Here is a 16,361-nt window from a genome sequence, read left to right as displayed (position 1 = left end):
ACGATGCAAAATCAGGCTTCTTTGCAGGAGACGAAGCAGCACGGTGCCGTGCGGTTCCCTTTCAATCTGTATCCCTGCACCATTCCGGGAGACTTCCCGCAGGTGGCGCTCCACTGGCAGGAGAGCATGGAGCTGGTCTTCGTCAAGCGGGGCGCGGGGCTGGTGCAGGTGGGTGCTGTGACCTGCCCGGCCTACCAGGGGGATATCTTTATTTTTACGCCCGGCACCCTCCACGCCCTGCGGCAGAGCGAGGGGCAGTGCATGGAATACGAAAACATCATCTTTGAGCTGGAGCTTCTGGGCGGCGCAGAGGACCTCTGCGCCGAGAAGTATCTGCTGCCGCTCCAAAGCGGGCGCTTGTCGCTGCCGGCACGTCTGACCCCGAACGACCTGTGCTATCTTCCGGCTGCTGCCTGCCTGCGGGAGATAGAGGAAGCCAACCGCGCCAAGCTCCCCGGCTACGAGCTGCTGGTCAAGGGGGCGCTGCTGCGCTTCCTCTCCCTGCTCATTGCGCAGGGGAAGCAGCAGCTCCCCGCAGAAACAGCCGACACCCAGCGGCTGAAAGCCGTTCTGCAATGGCTCTCGGCCCATTATGCCGAGGCGCTCCGGGTCGCCGATGCCGCCGGGGTCTGCTCCTTCAGCGCCAGCCATTTCATGCGCTGGTTCCGGCAGATGACCGGGCAGAGCTTTATCGCCTTTCTGAACGAATACCGGCTGAACGCTGCTGCCGAGGCATTGCAGACCACAGACGAGACCGTCCTGACCATCGCTTCCCGGTGCGGCTTCGAAAACCTCTCCTATTTCAACCGGGCGTTCAAGGCGCACTTCGGCATGACCCCGCGGGAATACCGAAAAAAATAAGCAAACCGAGGCCGTTCCGCTTCTCTGGAAAAGAGAGGGAACGGCCTCGGTTTTTTGCGCATCAGACCTCCGGCGGCGGGCAGCAGCTCTCGCGCGGGATGAGCTTGTGCGGCACGATGATTTTGGTTGCCAGAAGGTTCGGGTTCTCGATGTGGTTGATGGTCTGGCTGGCGGCTTCCATGCCCAGCTGGTAGGGGTTGACGTCCACGGTGGTCAGCTGCGGGCTGGTGATGCGGGAGAACAGCGAGTTGTTGAAGGACACGATGGACAGGTCTTTCGGGACACGCAGCCCCAGTTTGCCGCAGAACTGCTCCAGCACCACGGCCAGGATGTCATCGCTGACCAGCATGGCGGTGGGGTGGTCCGGCGCGGTGAGCAGGGCCTTCAGCGGTCCCTCGTAGGCGTCATTCAGCGTGTTGACCTCCACGCAGTCCTCTTCGCGGGGGGTGATGCCGTGTTTGAGCAGGGACATCTGGTAGCCCCGCTTGCGCTCTGCCGAGAACAGCAGGGCGTTGCTGACCCCGAAATAGGCAATGCGGCGGTGGCCCAGTTCATAGAGGTAATCGGCGGCTTCCTCTCCCGCAAGGGCGTTGTCGTTGTCGATGTAGATGGTCTGGTTGGCCGACTGCGCCGCCTTGCCCACAATGACATGGAGCAGCCCTTCGCTGCGCAGGTACGCCGCCACCGGGCAGTCCTTTTTGGAATAGAGCAGGATGAATCCATCTGCCTGTGCGTTGGCGACCATGCTCTGGATGGCGTCCAGGACCTCGGCATCGTCCTGCCCGGTGATGACCGTGTTCACATACCGCCGCTGGTTGCAGAACTGCCCGATGCCGCGGATGATCTCCAGATGAAAGGCGTTCTCGTAGACGTCCCGCTGCGAGGAGGGCAGAATGATGCCGATGGTCTTGGAAAACGCCTCCACCGGTTCGGCCTCAACGTTCGGTTCATAGCCCAGCTGTGCCATGATGCGGCGCACCCGCTCCTTGGTCTCTCGGCTGATGGAGGGGCTGTCCTTGCAGGTGCGGGACACGGTGGAAGGTGAGACCCCCGCTGCCGCTGCGACATCTTTGATGGTAACTGCCATAGTCTGTTCCTCCTGTATGATCTGCCTCTATTGTAAAGCCGCACGCACACAATGTCAATGTTTGCGCAACGAATCGCGCAAACTGCGCAAAGCCCATCCAACGTGCTCTCGACAATTTTCACAAAGAAAGCGGCAGCTCATTGTGCAAAATGCGGAAAATATAGTTTCGTCCCAAAAAGCTCTTGTAAAAACCGCGTCGTTGGATTATTCTTGTTGCGTAAAGCAGTGCAATCAATGTGCAACAATTGCACGAAATCATGCAATCAAAGGAATAAGGAGGAACATCATGGCAACAACAAAAGCAGCTCCGGGGAAAAAGGGGCTCATCAACTTCGACTTTTTGCAAAAGCTGGGCAAGGTGCTGATGACCGTCATCGCCGTCATGCCCGCTGCCGGTCTGATGATCAGTCTGGGCAAGCTGGTGCAGATGGGCGGCGGTGACCTTGCGGCCGTCATGACCATCGGCACCACCATGGAGAACATCGGCTGGGCTGTCATCAACAACCTGCACATTCTGTTCGCCGTCGCCATCGGCGGCAGCTGGGCAAAGGAGCGCGCAGGCGGTGCCTTTGCGGCGGTGCTGGCATTTGCCCTCATCAACGTCATCACCGGCAACATCTTCGGCGTCACCAGCGCCATGCTGGAAGACCCCAATGCCGTGACCCACACCCTGTTCGGGCAGGAGATCGCCGTCAACGGCTACTTCACCTCTGTGCTGGGTGCTCCGGCGCTGAACATGGGCGTCTTCGTGGGCATTATCGCCGGTTTTGTGGGCGGCGTGGCTTACAATAAATACTACAACTTCCGCAAGCTGCCGGATGCGCTGGCCTTCTTCAACGGCAAGCGCTTCGTGCCCATGGTGGTCATCGCCTACTCGGTGGTCATTTCCATCGTGCTGTCGCTGTTCTGGCCTGTGGTCCAGACCGGCATCAACAACTTCGGCATCTGGATTGCCAACTCTTCCGAGACTTCCCCTGTCCTGGCACCGTTCATCTATGGTACGCTGGAGCGTCTGCTGCTGCCCTTCGGCCTGCACCACATGCTGACCATCCCCATGAACTACACCTCGTTCGGCGGCACCTACACCATCGCCACCGGCGTCAACGCTGGCAGCCAGGTATTTGGCCAGGACCCGCTGTGGCTGGCCTGGGCCAACGACCTCATCAACTTCAAGAAGGCCGGTGACATGGCCGCTTACAACAACCTGCTGGCCACCGTCACTCCCGCCCGCTTCAAGGTGGGCCAGATGATCGGTGCGACCGGTCTGCTGCTGGGCATCGCGCTGGCCATGTACCGCCGGGTGGACGCCGACAAGCGCGCAAACTACAAGTCCATGTTCATTTCCACCGCACTGGCCGTCTTCCTGACCGGCGTCACCGAGCCGCTGGAATTCATGTTCATGTTCTGCGCGATGCCGCTGTACATCGTGTACGCACTGCTGCAGGGCTGTGCCTTCGCGATGGCGGGCATCATCCATCTGCGCCTGCACTCCTTCGGCAATCTGGAGTTCATCACCCGCATCCCCATGTCCCTGCAGGCCGGTCTGGGCGGCGACATCATCAACTTTGTGATCTGCGTGGCCGCGTTCTTTGTCATCGGCTACCTGGTGGCATACGTTATGATCGGCAAGCTCAATCTGGCAACGCCGGGCCGTCTGGGCAACTATACCGATGACAACGCGGACGATTCCGCCGCCGACGCCAAGACCGAGAAAAAAGCGGACAAGAAGACCGATAACGGTCAGGCCGAGCGCATCATCGCCCTGCTGGGCGGCCGGGAGAACATCGTGCTGGTGGACGCCTGCATGACCCGTCTGCGTGTTACCGTGAAGGACCCTGCCAAGGTCGCTGACCTCGCCGCATGGAAAGCCGAGGGCGCCCTGAGCCTGCTGGTCAAGGGCGACGGCATTCAGGCTGTGTACGGCCCCAAGGCAGACGTTCTGAAATCCGACATCAATGATATTCTGTAAAATGCTATGAAACTGTTGACATTGAATACCCACAGCCTTATCATACCGGAGCATGAGGCAAAGCGGGAGATTTTTGTAGACTTCATCGCGAAGGAGCAGCCGGAGGTGTTCGCCTTGCAGGAGGTGAACCAGACGGCCTCAGCTCCGCTGCTGGGGGATGTCCCGGTCGGGTACTACCCCTGCCCCGGCAACAATGTGCCGCTGAAAGCGGACAATCACGCCGCTGCGGTGGCAAAAATGCTGGCACAGCGTGGCATCCATTACGATTGGAGCTGGCTCCCGGCAAAGACCGGCTACGACATTTACGATGAGGGCGCGGCGGTGTTCAGCCGTACGCCCATCACTGCCGCCGAGAACCTGCTGCTGAGCAAGTCCGACGATTACAGCTGCTGGAAGACCCGCCGCACCCTGGGCATCTGTGCAGGAGATGTCTGGTATTACACCGTGCATCTGGGCTGGTGGAAGGACGAAGTGGAGCCTTTTGCCCCCCAGTGGGAAACGCTGTCGCGGGCGGCGGGCACAAAAAAGACCGCTTTTCTGCTGGGCGACTTCAACAGCGAAGCCGATGTGCGGGGCGAGGGCTACGACCTCGTCCTCCGCAGCGGCTGGCAGGACACCTATCGTCTGGCACAGGAGCGGGACGAGGGCTACACCGTCGTGCAGGCCATTGATGGCTGGCGGGATGCCCCGGACGCCGAGGCCAAAAAGCGCATCGACCAGATCTGGTGCTCCAAAGCGGTTCCCGTAAAAAGCAGCCGGGTCGTGTTCAACGGCCTGCGGGAGCCGCTGGTCTCCGACCATGCCGGCGTTCTGATCGAATTATAAAAGGAAGGTACACGAAGATGCAGAGAAGTGCAGGCATTTTGCTGCCCATCAGCAGTCTGCCGTCCCCTTACGGCATCGGCTGCTTCTCGCAGGAAGCATACGACTTTGTGGATTGGCTCAAGGAGGCCGGACAGACCTACTGGCAGATCCTGCCGCTGGGGGTGACCAGCTACGGCGACAGCCCCTACCAGAGCTTTTCCGCCTTTGCGGGCAACCCATATTTCATCAGTCTGGACGCACTGGTGGAAGAAGGCGTTCTGACCGCCGCCGAATGCAAAAAGACAAACTTTGGCCGCAAGGCAGACGACATCAACTACAGCCGCCTGTACACCGAGCGCGGCCGTCTGCTGCGGCTGGCCTACTCCCGCAGCGACATCGGCCACAACGAAGTGTTTGCGGCGTTCTGCGAGAAAAACAAGTGGTGGCTGGACGATTTCGCCCTGTTCATGGCGGTGAAAGACCGCTTTGAGGGCAAGCCGTGGATCGAGTGGGCGGAGGATATCCGCCTGCGCTGGCAGCCCGCCATGGACTACTACCGCCGGGAGCTGTACTTTGAGGTGGAGTATCACAAGTATCTCCAGTTCAAGTTCGACGAGCAGTGGCGCAGGCTGAAAGCCTATGCCAACAGCAAAGGCATCCGGATCATCGGCGATATCCCCATCTATGTGGCGCTGGATTCGGCCGACGCATGGGCAAACCCCGGTCTTTTCCAGCTGGACAAAGAGAACCTGCCCACGGCCGTGGCGGGCGTTCCCCCGGATGGCTTCTCCCCCACCGGCCAGCTTTGGGGCAACCCGCTCTACCGCTGGGAAGCCCACCGCGCGACCGGGTATCAGTGGTGGATCACCCGCCTGTGGTACTGCTTCGAGCTGTACGACGTGGTGCGCATCGACCACTTCCGTGGGTTCGATGAGTATTTCTCCATCCCCTACGGCAGCGAGACTGCGGTGGAGGGCCACTGGGAGAAAGGCCCCGGCATCGAGTTGTTCCGTGCCGTGGAGCAGGCGCTGGGCAAGCGGGAGATCATTGCAGAGGATCTTGGCTACATGAGCGACACCGTGCGCCAGCTGGTGCGGGACAGCGGCTTCCCCGGCATGAAAGTGCTGGAATTTGCCTTTGACTCCCGCGATACCGGCAGTGCCAGCGACTACCTGCCCCACAACTACCCGGTGAACAGCGTGGCCTATACCGGCACCCACGACAACGAGACGCTGGTCTCGTGGTACCAGACCGTCACCGACGCCGAACGCGCCATGGTGCGGGATTATCTGTACGACTACGCCACCCCGGAAGAGCAGCTCTACAAGAGCATGATCGCGCTGATCTTACGCAGTGCGGCAGCGACCTGCATCGTCCCCATGCAGGACTGGCTGGGGCTGGACAACTCCGCCCGCATCAATAAGCCCTCCACCGTAGGCCAGAACTGGCGCTGGCGTCTGAAAAAGACCCAGCTGACCAAAAAGCTCCAAAAGGAGATCTGCCAGCTGACCGCCCGCTACGGCCGGATGAACTGGGCGTAAGGGGAAAAGCCAACAGGCAGGCGACAAATCATGCCCCCAGCCTATCTGCGGCGTGGCGGCTGCGGTTCAATGAGCGCGTTCTGGAATAGGCCGAGGACTCTCGCCTGCTGGATTTCGCGCACATGGAAGAAGAGAGCCGCGCGGAGGTTCCGCGCATATCTGCACCTCCAACGGGCACCCTACCGTTGGAGGTGTTTTTTTATGGATTCTCTGACGCCCTTCATCCGGCACGAGCTGGAAGACAGGCCCGGCGCTTCGGCAGCCCCGGAGGCCGCATGCAGCCGGTGTTCCCCTCCGCTGGGCAAGGAGCCGGACCCGGTCCAGCCGCCCAGCCCGCCCGACGGCCCGGACGTACAGCTCCCGCCGCCGGAGATCCCGCCCAACGAGCCGTCCGGAGTGCCCATGACCGACGGCACCCCCGTGGCCTGCCGCCAGAAGAATGCGGCGGCGTTCCTCAAAGGGCAGGTGCCCGGCGTGATGGCCGAATACGCGCCGGGGCTGTTCTCCACCGAGCAGCGGCTCCACAGCCGCCAGCCCGCCCCGGACGACTCCGAGGGCGTTCAGGACCTTGTCGACTGGCGGGAAGACGCCCCCTACGGTTAAGCGACTGTAAATTTTTCAAAGAATTTTCAATTAGTGGTTGAAATCTGCGCCATGTTCTTTTATTATGGTAGCAAACAAAGCAAAGGCAGGTAAAGGAACTATGGCAGAAATCAAATACGAAGTCGTTCAGCGCATCGCGGTGCTTTCTCAGCGGCCACGCGGCTGGGAGCGTCAGCTCAACCTCATCAGCTGGAACGACGGCGACCCCAAGTACGACATCCGCGACTGGTCCCCGGACGGCACCCGCATGGGCAAGGGCATCTCCCTGAGCCACGACGAGCTGGCCATCCTCAAGGGCATCCTGGACGATCTGGAGCTGTAAGATGGGCGACCGCGAAGAGTTTTTGTCCCTCTGGCACCAGCACGTCACCCGCTCCGGCAGCGAGAAGCTGCTGGAATGGCTGGACAAGAAGACGGATTTCTTCACCGCACCGGCTTCTACCCGCTTCCACGGGGCCTGCGAGGGCGGGCTGTGTATGCACAGCCTCAACGTCTACCATGCACTGCACGACACCTTTTTCACCGAGGGCGACAGCGAGGAGACCTTTGCCATTTGCGCACTCCTGCACGACCTGTGCAAGGCCAACTACTACAAGGTCGGCACCCGCAACGTGAAAAACGACGCCACCGGCCAGTGGGAGAAAGTCCCCTTCTACAGCGTCGAGGACCTGTTCCCCTACGGCCACGGCGAGAAGAGTGTCTTCCTCATTGAGCGGTTCATGAAGCTGAAGGTCGAGGAGGCCGTGGCCATCCGCTGGCACATGGGCGGCTTCGACGATGCGGCCAAGGGCGGCTGCTTCGCCATCTCGGAAGCCTACGACAAATATCCGCTGGCCGTCAAATTGCACATCGCAGACCTGGAGGCCACCTATCTCATGGAACACCGGACCAGCAGCGTAAGATAACAGACATGACAAAAGACGACCGGAAGCGCAATGCGTTTCCGGTCGTCTTTGTGTTTTGTATTATCCCATCAGTGCTTCCAGCTGATGCACGATGTCCACCGAAAGGTAGTCCAGCCGGGTAGTGGGTTTCCAGTCCTTCTGTGCAAAGGGAGATTCCCGCACTTCTTCCGGTTCGGGTGCTTCGGCAGCTTTGGGAGCTGGTGCAGGCTCTGCCGCCTGCGGGGCGGGGGTACTCTGCGGAGCCGCTTCCGGGAGCGCCGGTTCCTGCGCTGCCTGGCCGGGGAACACAATCACCGGCAGGCCGGGCTGGTCCAGCACCGGGGGCTGAGGCGTCTTGGGCGGCAGCAGCTCATTTTTGCGCGCCTGATCGCAGAGTGCTTCCAGTTCCGCATTCTCCTGCCGCAGCGCGACCACTTCGCGCTCACAGGCAAAAAGGCGGGTCTGATAACGCCGGATCTCGGCATTTGCTGCCGACAGGCGGCGGTTCAAGGCTTCCACTTCACCCGACTGCAGCCGTGCAGCGGGCTGAGAGGCCGTGCCATGGGGCCCGGTCTCTGTTCCAACCTGCGCCATAGTTTCCTCCACTTCCTGCACCTTGCGCAGAGCGCGGCGGTATTCGCTGGCCGCAGCGGCACTGTACCGCTCCACACAGCGCAACACGCTGTTTCTGCGGCAGCTCAGCCATTCGGTGTGCAGCCATACGTCCTGCGGTAGCATCCTCCTGCCCTCCTCACACCTCCGTGCAAAGAGCTCACGCCATTTGCTGTTTTTACTTGCGCTTGTTCAGGATCGCCAGCAGCTCGTCATAATAACGGTTGTCGCTGCTCTCCTCTTCCACGGGCTTTGCAGCACCGGCAGCGGGAGCCGAAGCGGCAGCTGCGCTGTTCTTGGCTACCGCCACATCCGAGCTGAACACAGCCGACGGAGCAGAGCTGACGGAAGCGGCGGCACCGTTCAGGGTACTGCGCAGGCCTTCGGGGATCTTGTTGTCGAAGCCGGTGGCAACGACGGTCACGCGCATCTCATCGGACAGGTTCTCGTCGAACGCAGTACCCCAGATGATGTTCGCATCGGGGTGTGCGCTCTGGGTGATGAGACCGGCAGCGGTCTCGACATCCTCCAGGCCGATGTCCGGGCTGGAAGTGATGTTGATGATGACGCCGTGTGCACCGGCGATGCTGGTCTCCAGCAGCGGAGAGGAAATGGCAGCCTTGGCGGCGTTCTCTGCCTTGCCGGCACCCTTTGCGCTGCCCACGCCCATGTGTGCGTAGCCTGCATCCTTCATGATGGAGCGCACATCGGCGAAGTCCAGGTTGATGAAAGCCGGCACGTTGATCAGGGCGGAGATGGATTCCACGCCCTGGCGCAGCACGTTGTCGGCGGCCTGGAAGGCATTCATCAGGGTGATCTTCTCCTGGCTGATCATCTTCAGGCGCTCATTGGGGATGACGATCAGGCTGTCCACGTGCATCAGCAGGTTTGCGATGCCCTGCTCGGCCAGGCCCATCTTCCGCTTGCCCTCAAACGAGAAGGGCTTGGTGACGATGCCGACGGTCAGGATGCCCAGGTCATGGGCGACCTCCGCCACAACGGGAGCCGCACCGGTGCCGGTGCCGCCGCCCATACCGGCGGTGATGAAGACCATCTGCGAGCCCTTGAGGGCATTTGCGATCTCGTCCTTGCTCTCCTCGGCCGCACGCTGGCCGATCTCCGGGTCTGCACCTGCACCGCGGCCCTTGGTGAGCTTGGAGCCCAGCTGCACCTTGGTGGCAGCATGGTTCTTGGTCAGCGCCTGCTGGTCGGTGTTCATTGCGATGAATTCGACGCCCTGCAGGCCGTCGCTCACCATGCGGTTGACTGCGTTGCCGCCGCCGCCGCCTACGCCGATGACCTTGATCGTCGTAACGTTTTCGTCCATTTCTTCGTCGAGCATGAGTGCCATAACTTTTGTCCTCCATTGCGGATGTTATCGTAGACCTGAGCATTTCGCACAGAATTATATCAAACCTACATTTATATAACTGTATCGTACCATCTTTTTGTTCCGATTGCAAGATGATTTTGCTTTTTTGAAGAGGTTTTTTTCGCAGATGGGTTTCGGGAGCGCTCTTCACGGCGAATTTGTGCCCCCAAAGATGACAAAATCTCCGTAAAAGCGGCATACCCCCGGTCGATATGTTCCGGGTGCCCGATCACGCTGGTCCCGGACGCGGCCAGCGCCGCCACCACCAGTGCAGCCCCGCCCCGCAGGTCCGGCGCAGCCAGCTCCGTGCCCCGCAGCACCCCGCCCGGCCGGATACACAGCGTTCGTCCATTGACCTGAACCTTCGCGCCAAGACGTTCAAAACCGGCCGCGCAGCCGAACCGCCGCTCAAAGATAACGTCTTCGATGCTGCTCTCCCCCTCGGCGCAGAGCATAGCCGCCGCCAGCAGCGGGGCCGCATCCGTGGCAAGGGCCGGGTAAACGCCCGTGAACACCCGCCCGGCCCCATACAGCCGCCCGAAGCGGGAGAGCCGGACGCTGTCGCCGCCCTTCTCCACCCGGCACCCCATTTGTTCCAGAATTTCCAGCACCGGCGCATAGAGCGAAGCCGGGCAGCCGCTCAGTTCGGCGCGCCCGCCCGCTGCTGCCACCGCGCAAGCCAGCGTGGAGGCAAAAATGCGGTCCGGCAGAGGCGAAAACACGCAGCCGGAAAGGTTCCTCCGCCCCTCGATGCAAAGGGTGGAACTTCCCGCCCCCTGGATGTGTGCGCCGCAGCGGTTCAGAAATGCGGCCAAGTCTGCGATCTCCGGCTCCCGCGCCGCACCCCGCAGCACGGTGGTGCCTCTGGCGCAGGCCGCTGCCAGCACGAGCGTCTCCGTGGCCCCCACGCTGGGGAAGCGCAGGATGATCTCTGCCCCGTGCAGGCCGGACGGAGCCGTCAGCACCAGCCGGCCGGGGCCTGCCTCCCACTCCACCGCCCCCATCTGGCGCAGCCCGGCCAGATGCAGGTCGATGGGCCGCGCCCCGATGTTGCACCCGCCGGGCAGGCTCGTCTCGGCACGGCCCAGCTTTGCCAGCAGCGGCGCACAGAAGAGGATGGACGCCCGCATTTGTTCGGCAGTTTGCCCCGGAAGGCTGCTGTTCTGTGGGGCACCAGAGACAAGGACATCCTCCCCTTCCCACCGGGCCGCACAGCCTGCGCCCCGCAAAAGCGCCAGGCTCGCCGCCACATCCGAAAGGCGCGGCACGGCCCGCAGGCGCACATCGCCGCAGAGCATCGACGCCGCAAGCAGCGGCAGCACGCTGTTTTTCGCCGCCGGGATGCGCACTGCACCGTTCAGCGGGCGGCCGCCCATCACCACGATCCGGTTTTCCATAAATGCAGCCCCCATTTCGCAAAAGATACCCCACGGTATGCGAAATGAGGGCTGCATGTGCATTGGAATTTGTCGTTTTGTTTGTCCTTCTCCGTCCTGCTTCGCGTACCAGCGCCCCCCAAAGGGGGAGCCTTTGGCAGACCGGAAGCGCAGCGTGGTTTCCGGAAACAGGCGGGTCCTGCACTCTTTTTATGTCTCGCCCCTCGAAACGGACAGAACAATGCCCATTTCGCCCAGAAGCATCATCAGGCTGGTGCCGCCGGAAGAAAAGAAGGGCAGGCTGATGCCGGTGTTCGGGATGGTGTTGGTGACGACGGCCACGTTCAGCACGGCCTGCAGCGCCACCTGCACCACGAAGCCCACCACCAGCAGCGCCCCGAACCGGTCGGGCGCTCTGGCTGCGATGGTGATGCCCCGCCACAGCAACAGCACGAACAGCCCCACCACTGCACAGGCCCCGATGAAGCCCAGCTCCTCGCAGACGATGGAAAAGATGAAGTCGTTCTGCGGTTCGGGCACGAAAAGGTGCTTCTGGCGGCTGTTGCCCAGCCCCAGCCCGGCTGCCCCGCCCGACCCGATGGCATACAGACTCTGGATGGTCTGGTGCCCGTCGCCCAGCGGGTCTGCAAAGGGATCCTGCCAGGAGCGGAGGCGGTCTGCTGCGTATGGCACCAGGTCCGGCATGATGACCACCGCCGCCGCGATGGCCCCGGCACCGCCCACGCCCGCCAGCACGAACCACCGCAGCCCGGTGCCGCCCACGAACATCAGCACGGCACCGATGCCCAGAATGAGCAGTGTACCGGAAAGATGCGGCTCCAGCAGCATCAGCGCCGCCACCACGCCCAGCACCAGCGCAAAGGGCAGCACCCCCACGGCAAAGCTCTGCATCCGGTCATGGTTGAGCGAGATGATGTGGGCAAACACCAGCACTACCGCAAATTTTGCGATCTCGCTGGGCTGCAGGGTGCCCAGCCCCGGCAGCACCAGCCACCGCTTGCAGCCGTTGTACTCCGGCATGAACAGCACCGCCGTCAACAAGAGCAGCGAAACGCCCAGAAGCGGCCACGCCAGTTTGTGGAAGATGTGGTAATCCACCCGGCTGGCAAGGCCCATCCCGGCGATGCCCAGCGCCGCATAGAGCAGCTGCGGGCGGAGGTAGGCGAAGGCATCGCCCCGCCGGTAGAGCGCCACGGCCCCCGATGCGCTGCCCAGCATCACCAGCCCAAAGCCCACCAGCGTGAGCACCAGCACCAGAAAGGGCAGGTCCGGCGCAGGCAGAGCCCGCAGTCCGGCCCGGTGCCGCCCGCCGGGCCGGGCCGCAGCAGTTTCTTTCATCCGTTCACCCCCTGTCCTCTTATTGTACGCCGGAGGCCGGGGCGTTAGTCTTTTTGGAGCCGCCGGTACATAAAATAGCGGCGAAGGGAGATGATGTCATGCCTCTCCGCACCCTCCCGGAGCAGGCCTTCCGCCGCCGGGCGCGGATGGTGGCCGTGGTATTCTGCGCCGTCTGCCTGGGGCTGGCGGCGCGGCTGTTTTATTTGCAGCTGCGCACCAGCCGCTGGTACACCGACCGCGCCCTCGGCCAGCAATTGCGGGACACCGTCGTGCCCGCGGACCGGGGCAAAATTTACAGCGCCGACGGCGTTCTGCTGGCAGCGAACAGCAGCTGCTGGACGCTCCGCGCCTCGCCCCGCGAGATGCCAGACGACAAGCTCTCCCTCGCCGCCGAGGGCCTTGCGGACATCCTGGACCTCGACGCGGACAGCTTGCTGGAATCGTTCCGCGACCGCCGCTCCAACGACTGCCTGCTCCGCTACCGGGTGGACCGCACCACCGCCGACCGGGTGCGGGCGTTCTGTGAGGACAACGGCATCACTGGCATCCGCATCAATCAGGACTCCAAACGGTGGTATCCGCAGGGGCAGTTCCTCGCGTCGGTGCTGGGGTTCACCAATGTGGACAACGCCGGGGTCTCCGGGCTGGAGCTGCAGTACGACGGCCTGCTCACCGGCGAGAACGGCGTGGTGCTGACTGCGGTCAACGCCTGGGGCTACACGCTGGAACAGAGCTACGAGACCGAGCGTTTTCCCACCGAGGGCGACGGCCTGCGGCTGACCATCGACACCCAGATCCAGCACTATCTGGAAAACGCGCTGGGGTACGCGGTGCAGGAACACCATGTGGCCGCGCGGGCCGTTGGCATCGTGATGGACGTGAACACCGGGGCCGTTCTGGCCATGTCCACCACCCCCTCCTACGACCCCAACGAGCCCCGTGTCATCGCGGACGAAGCCGCCCGGAACCAAGTGGAGAGCCTTTCCGGCGAGGCGCGCCGTGCCGCCCTGCAGCTGGCCCAGCAGACCCAGTGGCGGAACAAGGCCGTCAGCGACCTCTACGAGCCGGGCAGCGTCTTCAAGCTCATCACCTGCGCCGCCGCGCTGGATGCCGGGGCCATCACCCGGCATTCCAGTTTCTACTGCGGCGAATCCATCTCGGTGGCCGGGACACGGTTCCACTGCGCCAACCACAAGCGCCACGGGGCCCAGACCGTGACCCAGGCGCTCGAAAACTCCTGCAACCAGAGCTTCATCCAGATCGGTGCCCGGCTGGGCCGGGAGGCTTTCTGCAGCTACTTCGCCGCCTTCGGCCTCCGGGAGCCCACCGGCATCGACCTGCCCGCGGAGCCGAAGAAAAGCCTGTACTACACCGCCGACCGGATGGGCCCGGTGGAGCTGGCCTCCTGTGCCTTCGGGCAGAGCAGTAAGATCTCCTACCTCGAAATGGCAGCGGCCGTCTGCGCCGTAGTCAACGGCGGGAAGCTGATGCGGCCCTACGTGGTTTCCGACATCCTCGCGCCGGATGGGAGCCTCATTGAACACATCGGCTCCGCCTGCACCCGGCAGGTGCTCAAGGCCGAGACCAGCGCCGTCATGCGGGAGATGATGGAGGCCGTCGTTCTCTACGGCGGCGGACGGAACGCACAGATCGCAGGCTACCGGGTGGGCGGCAAGAGCGGCACCAGCCAGAAACTGGACAGCGCCGACGAAAAAGCCCGCATCGCCAGCTTTGTGGCCGTAGCACCCATCGACGACCCGCAGTTCCTCTGCCTCGTCTGCCTTGATGAGCCCCACAGCTGGACCACAGCCGGCGGCAGCCTCTCGGCCCCCGTCTGCGCCGAGGTGCTGGAACAGACTCTCGTTTATAAGGGCATCCCCCGCGCCGCTGTGCCGGATGCAGCTGCCTCCGAGCCCACCGCCGCCGACCTCCCCGCCGACGGCGACAGCTTCGATGGCGCCTAAGGTGTGTCTGAAAACAAAGAAAATGACGGATATTTCGCAAACACAAGCAGGATTTAAGGCAAAGAGCCGCAGGAATCCTTTGTGGATTTCAAGGCTTTTTAACGCAAAATCCGGCTGCGTTTGTAGAAATAGACTATATTTTCGACTTTTCAGATACACCCTAACAAAAAAAGACCGCCGAAGCGGTCTGAAGGTTCGTTGTTAATTCTGCTGCGGCTGCTCGCGGAACCGGATCTCACCGGTGGCCGCATCCATGGACTCGACGATGGCGAGGCTCTCCAGCTGGATGCCCTTGCTGCGGATCAGCTCGCCGCCCTGCTGGAAGCCCTTCTCGACGGCGATGCCGATGCCCTCGACGGTGGCCCCGGCCTCATTGGCCAGTTCCAGCAGGCCCATCAGGGCGCAGCCGTTGGCCAGGAAATCGTCGATGATGAGGACATGGTCTTCCGGGGTGAGGAACTTTTTGGAGACGATGACGTTATAGATTTTTTTGTGGGTGAAGGACTGGATCCTGGTCTCGTAATTGTTGTAGTCCAGATTGATGCTCATGGACTTTTTGGCAAAGACCACCGGCACATTGAACTCGCTGGCGACCACTGCTGCAATGCCGATGCCGCTGGCTTCAATGGTCAGCACTTTGTTGATGGGTTTGCCTGCAAACAGGCGCTTCCACTCTTTTGCCATCTCACGGAACAGCGGGATGTCCATCTGGTGGTTGATGAAGCTGTCCACCTTCAGCACGTTGCCCTCGCGCACGATGCCGTCCTTGCGAATCCGATCTTCCAGCAGTTTCATTTCAGTCTCTTCCTCCAAGCTTTTGATACAGCATTTCGATTTCACCTAGTATACCGGATTCCCCTACCAGATTTCAAGGTCTTTTGGGCAATTTCTCTCTTGTTTTCTCCAAAAATTCGAGTATACTGAAGGTAATCCTCGGAATACGAGGCCGAGGAGCTGCGGAGGTCGTGGAGAGCCTCCCGCACTGTGGGATACGAAGGACAAGAAGGAGCAACACCATATGAAAACAGGATTGGTCTTGGAAGGCGGCGCGATGCGGGGTATGTTCACCGCAGGCGTTCTGGATGTGCTGATGGAACATGACATCACGGTAGACGGTGCCATCGGCGTGTCGGCCGGTGCCGTGTTCGGCTGCAATTACAAGTCGCATCAGATCGGCCGCGCCATCCGCTACAACACCCAGTACTGCAACGACCGGCGCTATGCCAGCTTTAAGAATCTGCTGCGCACCGGCAATCTGTACAGTGAACAGTTCTGCTATCACGATGTCCCCGAAAAGCTGGACCCGTTTGACGAAACGGCCTTTGCGGCCTCGCCCATGGATTTTTTCGTCGTCTGCACGGACGTGAAGACCGGCGAACCCATTTACCACAAATGCCGCACGGGTGACGCCGAGGACGTCCGCTGGATGGAGGCATCGGCTTCCATGCCGCTGGCCGCCAGGATCGTCCAGATCGGCCACTACGGCCTGCTGGACGGCGGCGTCGCCGACTCCATCCCCATCCGCTTTTTTGAGTCCATCGGCTACAAGCGCAATCTCATCATCCTGACCCAGCCCAAGAGCTTCGTCAAGAAGAAGAACCCCCTGCTGCCCGCCATCCGGGCGCGCTATCTGCGCTATCCGGCCTTTGTGGAGGCCGTGGCCGACCGCCACGAGCGCTACAACGAGACGCTGAGCTACATCTCCATGCTGGAACAGGCCGGTGCCGATTACGTCATCCGCCCGCCCATCCCGCTGGAGATCGGCGCCATGGAGCGTGACCCCGATCAGCTCCGCCGCGTCTACGAGACCGGCCGCGCCGTGGCACAGATCCAGATCGACAAGATCAAAGCCTTCCTCGACGCCGCCAAGGCGGAACCGGAAGCTTAACAAGCAGCAAGCCCCGCCCTGCATCGCACACATTCCCGTGC

At 61.9% G+C, this 16,361-nt stretch carries 15 protein-coding genes; 9 read left to right on the top strand and 6 right to left on the bottom strand.

The window, feature by feature from the left end:
- Nucleotides 1-3 precede the first annotated feature (3 nt).
- Nucleotides 4-861 carry an AraC family transcriptional regulator gene (locus DWY95_RS00300; protein ID WP_118551443.1) on the top strand — a complete coding sequence of 286 codons (858 nt, stop codon included), beginning with the start codon at nucleotides 4-6 and terminating at the stop codon, nucleotides 859-861.
- Nucleotides 862-922: 61 nt separating this feature from the next.
- Here the strand turns inward: DWY95_RS00300 and DWY95_RS00295 are convergent, their stop codons facing one another.
- On the bottom strand, nucleotides 923-1,948 hold the full coding sequence (locus DWY95_RS00295) for a LacI family DNA-binding transcriptional regulator (RefSeq protein WP_118551441.1): 1,026 nt from the start codon (nucleotides 1,946-1,948) through the stop codon (nucleotides 923-925).
- 286 nt (nucleotides 1,949-2,234) lie between these two features.
- On the opposite strand from DWY95_RS00295, the gene DWY95_RS00290 reads away from it, so the two are divergent.
- From DWY95_RS00290 to DWY95_RS00265, 6 genes are all read left to right on the top strand, one after another.
- The gene (locus DWY95_RS00290) at nucleotides 2,235-3,917 is read left to right on the top strand and encodes a PTS transporter subunit IIBC (protein WP_118551439.1); all 1,683 of its coding nucleotides are present in this window, start codon (nucleotides 2,235-2,237) and stop codon (nucleotides 3,915-3,917) included.
- A 6-nt stretch (nucleotides 3,918-3,923) separates the two neighbouring features.
- Nucleotides 3,924-4,742, top strand: a complete 819-nt coding sequence (locus DWY95_RS00285; protein WP_118551437.1) for an endonuclease/exonuclease/phosphatase family protein — start codon at nucleotides 3,924-3,926, stop codon at nucleotides 4,740-4,742.
- Between the two features lie 17 nt (nucleotides 4,743-4,759).
- A complete protein-coding gene (gene malQ, locus DWY95_RS00280) occupies nucleotides 4,760-6,262 on the top strand; it encodes a 4-alpha-glucanotransferase (RefSeq protein WP_118551435.1) in 1,503 nt (500 codons plus the stop codon).
- Nucleotides 6,263-6,463: 201 nt separating this feature from the next.
- Nucleotides 6,464-6,865 (top strand): hypothetical protein, encoded by a 402-nt coding sequence (locus DWY95_RS00275; RefSeq protein WP_118551433.1) that lies wholly within the window; start codon nucleotides 6,464-6,466, stop codon nucleotides 6,863-6,865.
- A gap of 100 nt (nucleotides 6,866-6,965) precedes the next feature.
- Nucleotides 6,966-7,187 carry a PC4/YdbC family ssDNA-binding protein gene (locus DWY95_RS00270; RefSeq protein WP_055189971.1) on the top strand — a complete coding sequence of 74 codons (222 nt, stop codon included), beginning with the start codon at nucleotides 6,966-6,968 and terminating at the stop codon, nucleotides 7,185-7,187.
- A 1-nt stretch (nucleotide 7,188) separates the two neighbouring features.
- On the top strand, nucleotides 7,189-7,770 hold the full coding sequence (locus tag DWY95_RS00265; protein WP_118551431.1) for a hydrolase: 582 nt from the start codon (nucleotides 7,189-7,191) through the stop codon (nucleotides 7,768-7,770).
- Nucleotides 7,771-7,830: 60 nt separating this feature from the next.
- On the opposite strand, the gene DWY95_RS00260 is transcribed toward DWY95_RS00265, so the two are convergent.
- From DWY95_RS00260 to DWY95_RS00245, 4 genes are all read right to left on the bottom strand, one after another.
- Nucleotides 7,831-8,487: a hypothetical protein gene (locus DWY95_RS00260; protein ID WP_118551429.1), complete on the bottom strand. Its 657-nt coding sequence runs from the start codon at nucleotides 8,485-8,487 to the stop codon at nucleotides 7,831-7,833.
- Between the two features lie 52 nt (nucleotides 8,488-8,539).
- Complete coding sequence (gene ftsZ, locus DWY95_RS00255) at nucleotides 8,540-9,712, bottom strand: cell division protein FtsZ (protein ID WP_118551427.1); 1,173 nt, start codon at nucleotides 9,710-9,712, stop codon at nucleotides 8,540-8,542.
- A 71-nt stretch (nucleotides 9,713-9,783) separates the two neighbouring features.
- Complete coding sequence (locus DWY95_RS00250) at nucleotides 9,784-11,130, bottom strand: UDP-N-acetylglucosamine 1-carboxyvinyltransferase (RefSeq protein WP_243082491.1); 1,347 nt, start codon at nucleotides 11,128-11,130, stop codon at nucleotides 9,784-9,786.
- A 189-nt stretch (nucleotides 11,131-11,319) separates the two neighbouring features.
- Entirely contained in the window at nucleotides 11,320-12,468 is a 1,149-nt protein-coding gene (locus DWY95_RS00245) for a putative peptidoglycan glycosyltransferase FtsW (RefSeq protein ID WP_118551425.1), read from the bottom strand.
- Between the two features lie 98 nt (nucleotides 12,469-12,566).
- Between DWY95_RS00245 and DWY95_RS00240 the strand changes: the two genes are divergently transcribed.
- Nucleotides 12,567-14,432, top strand: coding sequence for a penicillin-binding transpeptidase domain-containing protein (locus DWY95_RS00240; protein ID WP_118551423.1), 1,866 nt, complete (start codon nucleotides 12,567-12,569; stop codon nucleotides 14,430-14,432).
- Between the two features lie 201 nt (nucleotides 14,433-14,633).
- Here the strand turns inward: DWY95_RS00240 and DWY95_RS00235 are convergent, their stop codons facing one another.
- Nucleotides 14,634-15,227 carry a xanthine phosphoribosyltransferase gene (locus DWY95_RS00235; protein ID WP_097793532.1) on the bottom strand — a complete coding sequence of 198 codons (594 nt, stop codon included), beginning with the start codon at nucleotides 15,225-15,227 and terminating at the stop codon, nucleotides 14,634-14,636.
- A 223-nt stretch (nucleotides 15,228-15,450) separates the two neighbouring features.
- On the opposite strand from DWY95_RS00235, the gene DWY95_RS00230 reads away from it, so the two are divergent.
- A complete protein-coding gene (locus tag DWY95_RS00230; protein WP_118551421.1) occupies nucleotides 15,451-16,320 on the top strand; it encodes a patatin family protein in 870 nt (289 codons plus the stop codon).
- Nucleotides 16,321-16,361 lie beyond the last annotated feature (41 nt).

The organism is Faecalibacterium sp. AF28-13AC (assembly GCF_003478405.1).
Classification (GTDB): Bacteria; Bacillota; Clostridia; order Oscillospirales; family Ruminococcaceae; genus Faecalibacterium; species Faecalibacterium prausnitzii_E.
This window is presented reverse-complemented; position numbering and strand designations above follow the sequence as displayed.

Bases quoted from the DNA above. Each gene is read 5' to 3' on its own strand.
- DWY95_RS00300 (WP_118551443.1), top strand. From the start codon at position 4: ATGCAAAATCAGGCTTCTTTGCAGGAGACGAAGCAGCACGGTGCCGTG.
- DWY95_RS00295 (WP_118551441.1), bottom strand. From the start codon at position 1,948: ATGGCAGTTACCATCAAAGATGTCGCAGCGGCAGCGGGGGTCTCACCT.
- DWY95_RS00290 (WP_118551439.1), top strand. From the start codon at position 2,235: ATGGCAACAACAAAAGCAGCTCCGGGGAAAAAGGGGCTCATCAACTTC.
- DWY95_RS00285 (WP_118551437.1), top strand. From the start codon at position 3,924: ATGAAACTGTTGACATTGAATACCCACAGCCTTATCATACCGGAGCAT.
- malQ (WP_118551435.1), top strand. From the start codon at position 4,760: ATGCAGAGAAGTGCAGGCATTTTGCTGCCCATCAGCAGTCTGCCGTCC.
- DWY95_RS00275 (WP_118551433.1), top strand. From the start codon at position 6,464: ATGGATTCTCTGACGCCCTTCATCCGGCACGAGCTGGAAGACAGGCCC.
- DWY95_RS00270 (WP_055189971.1), top strand. From the start codon at position 6,966: ATGGCAGAAATCAAATACGAAGTCGTTCAGCGCATCGCGGTGCTTTCT.
- DWY95_RS00265 (WP_118551431.1), top strand. From the start codon at position 7,189: ATGGGCGACCGCGAAGAGTTTTTGTCCCTCTGGCACCAGCACGTCACC.
- DWY95_RS00260 (WP_118551429.1), bottom strand. From the start codon at position 8,487: ATGCTACCGCAGGACGTATGGCTGCACACCGAATGGCTGAGCTGCCGC.
- ftsZ (WP_118551427.1), bottom strand. From the start codon at position 9,712: ATGGCACTCATGCTCGACGAAGAAATGGACGAAAACGTTACGACGATC.
- DWY95_RS00250 (WP_243082491.1), bottom strand. From the start codon at position 11,130: ATGGAAAACCGGATCGTGGTGATGGGCGGCCGCCCGCTGAACGGTGCA.
- DWY95_RS00245 (WP_118551425.1), bottom strand. From the start codon at position 12,468: ATGAAAGAAACTGCTGCGGCCCGGCCCGGCGGGCGGCACCGGGCCGGA.
- DWY95_RS00240 (WP_118551423.1), top strand. From the start codon at position 12,567: ATGCCTCTCCGCACCCTCCCGGAGCAGGCCTTCCGCCGCCGGGCGCGG.
- DWY95_RS00235 (WP_097793532.1), bottom strand. From the start codon at position 15,227: ATGAAACTGCTGGAAGATCGGATTCGCAAGGACGGCATCGTGCGCGAG.
- DWY95_RS00230 (WP_118551421.1), top strand. From the start codon at position 15,451: ATGAAAACAGGATTGGTCTTGGAAGGCGGCGCGATGCGGGGTATGTTC.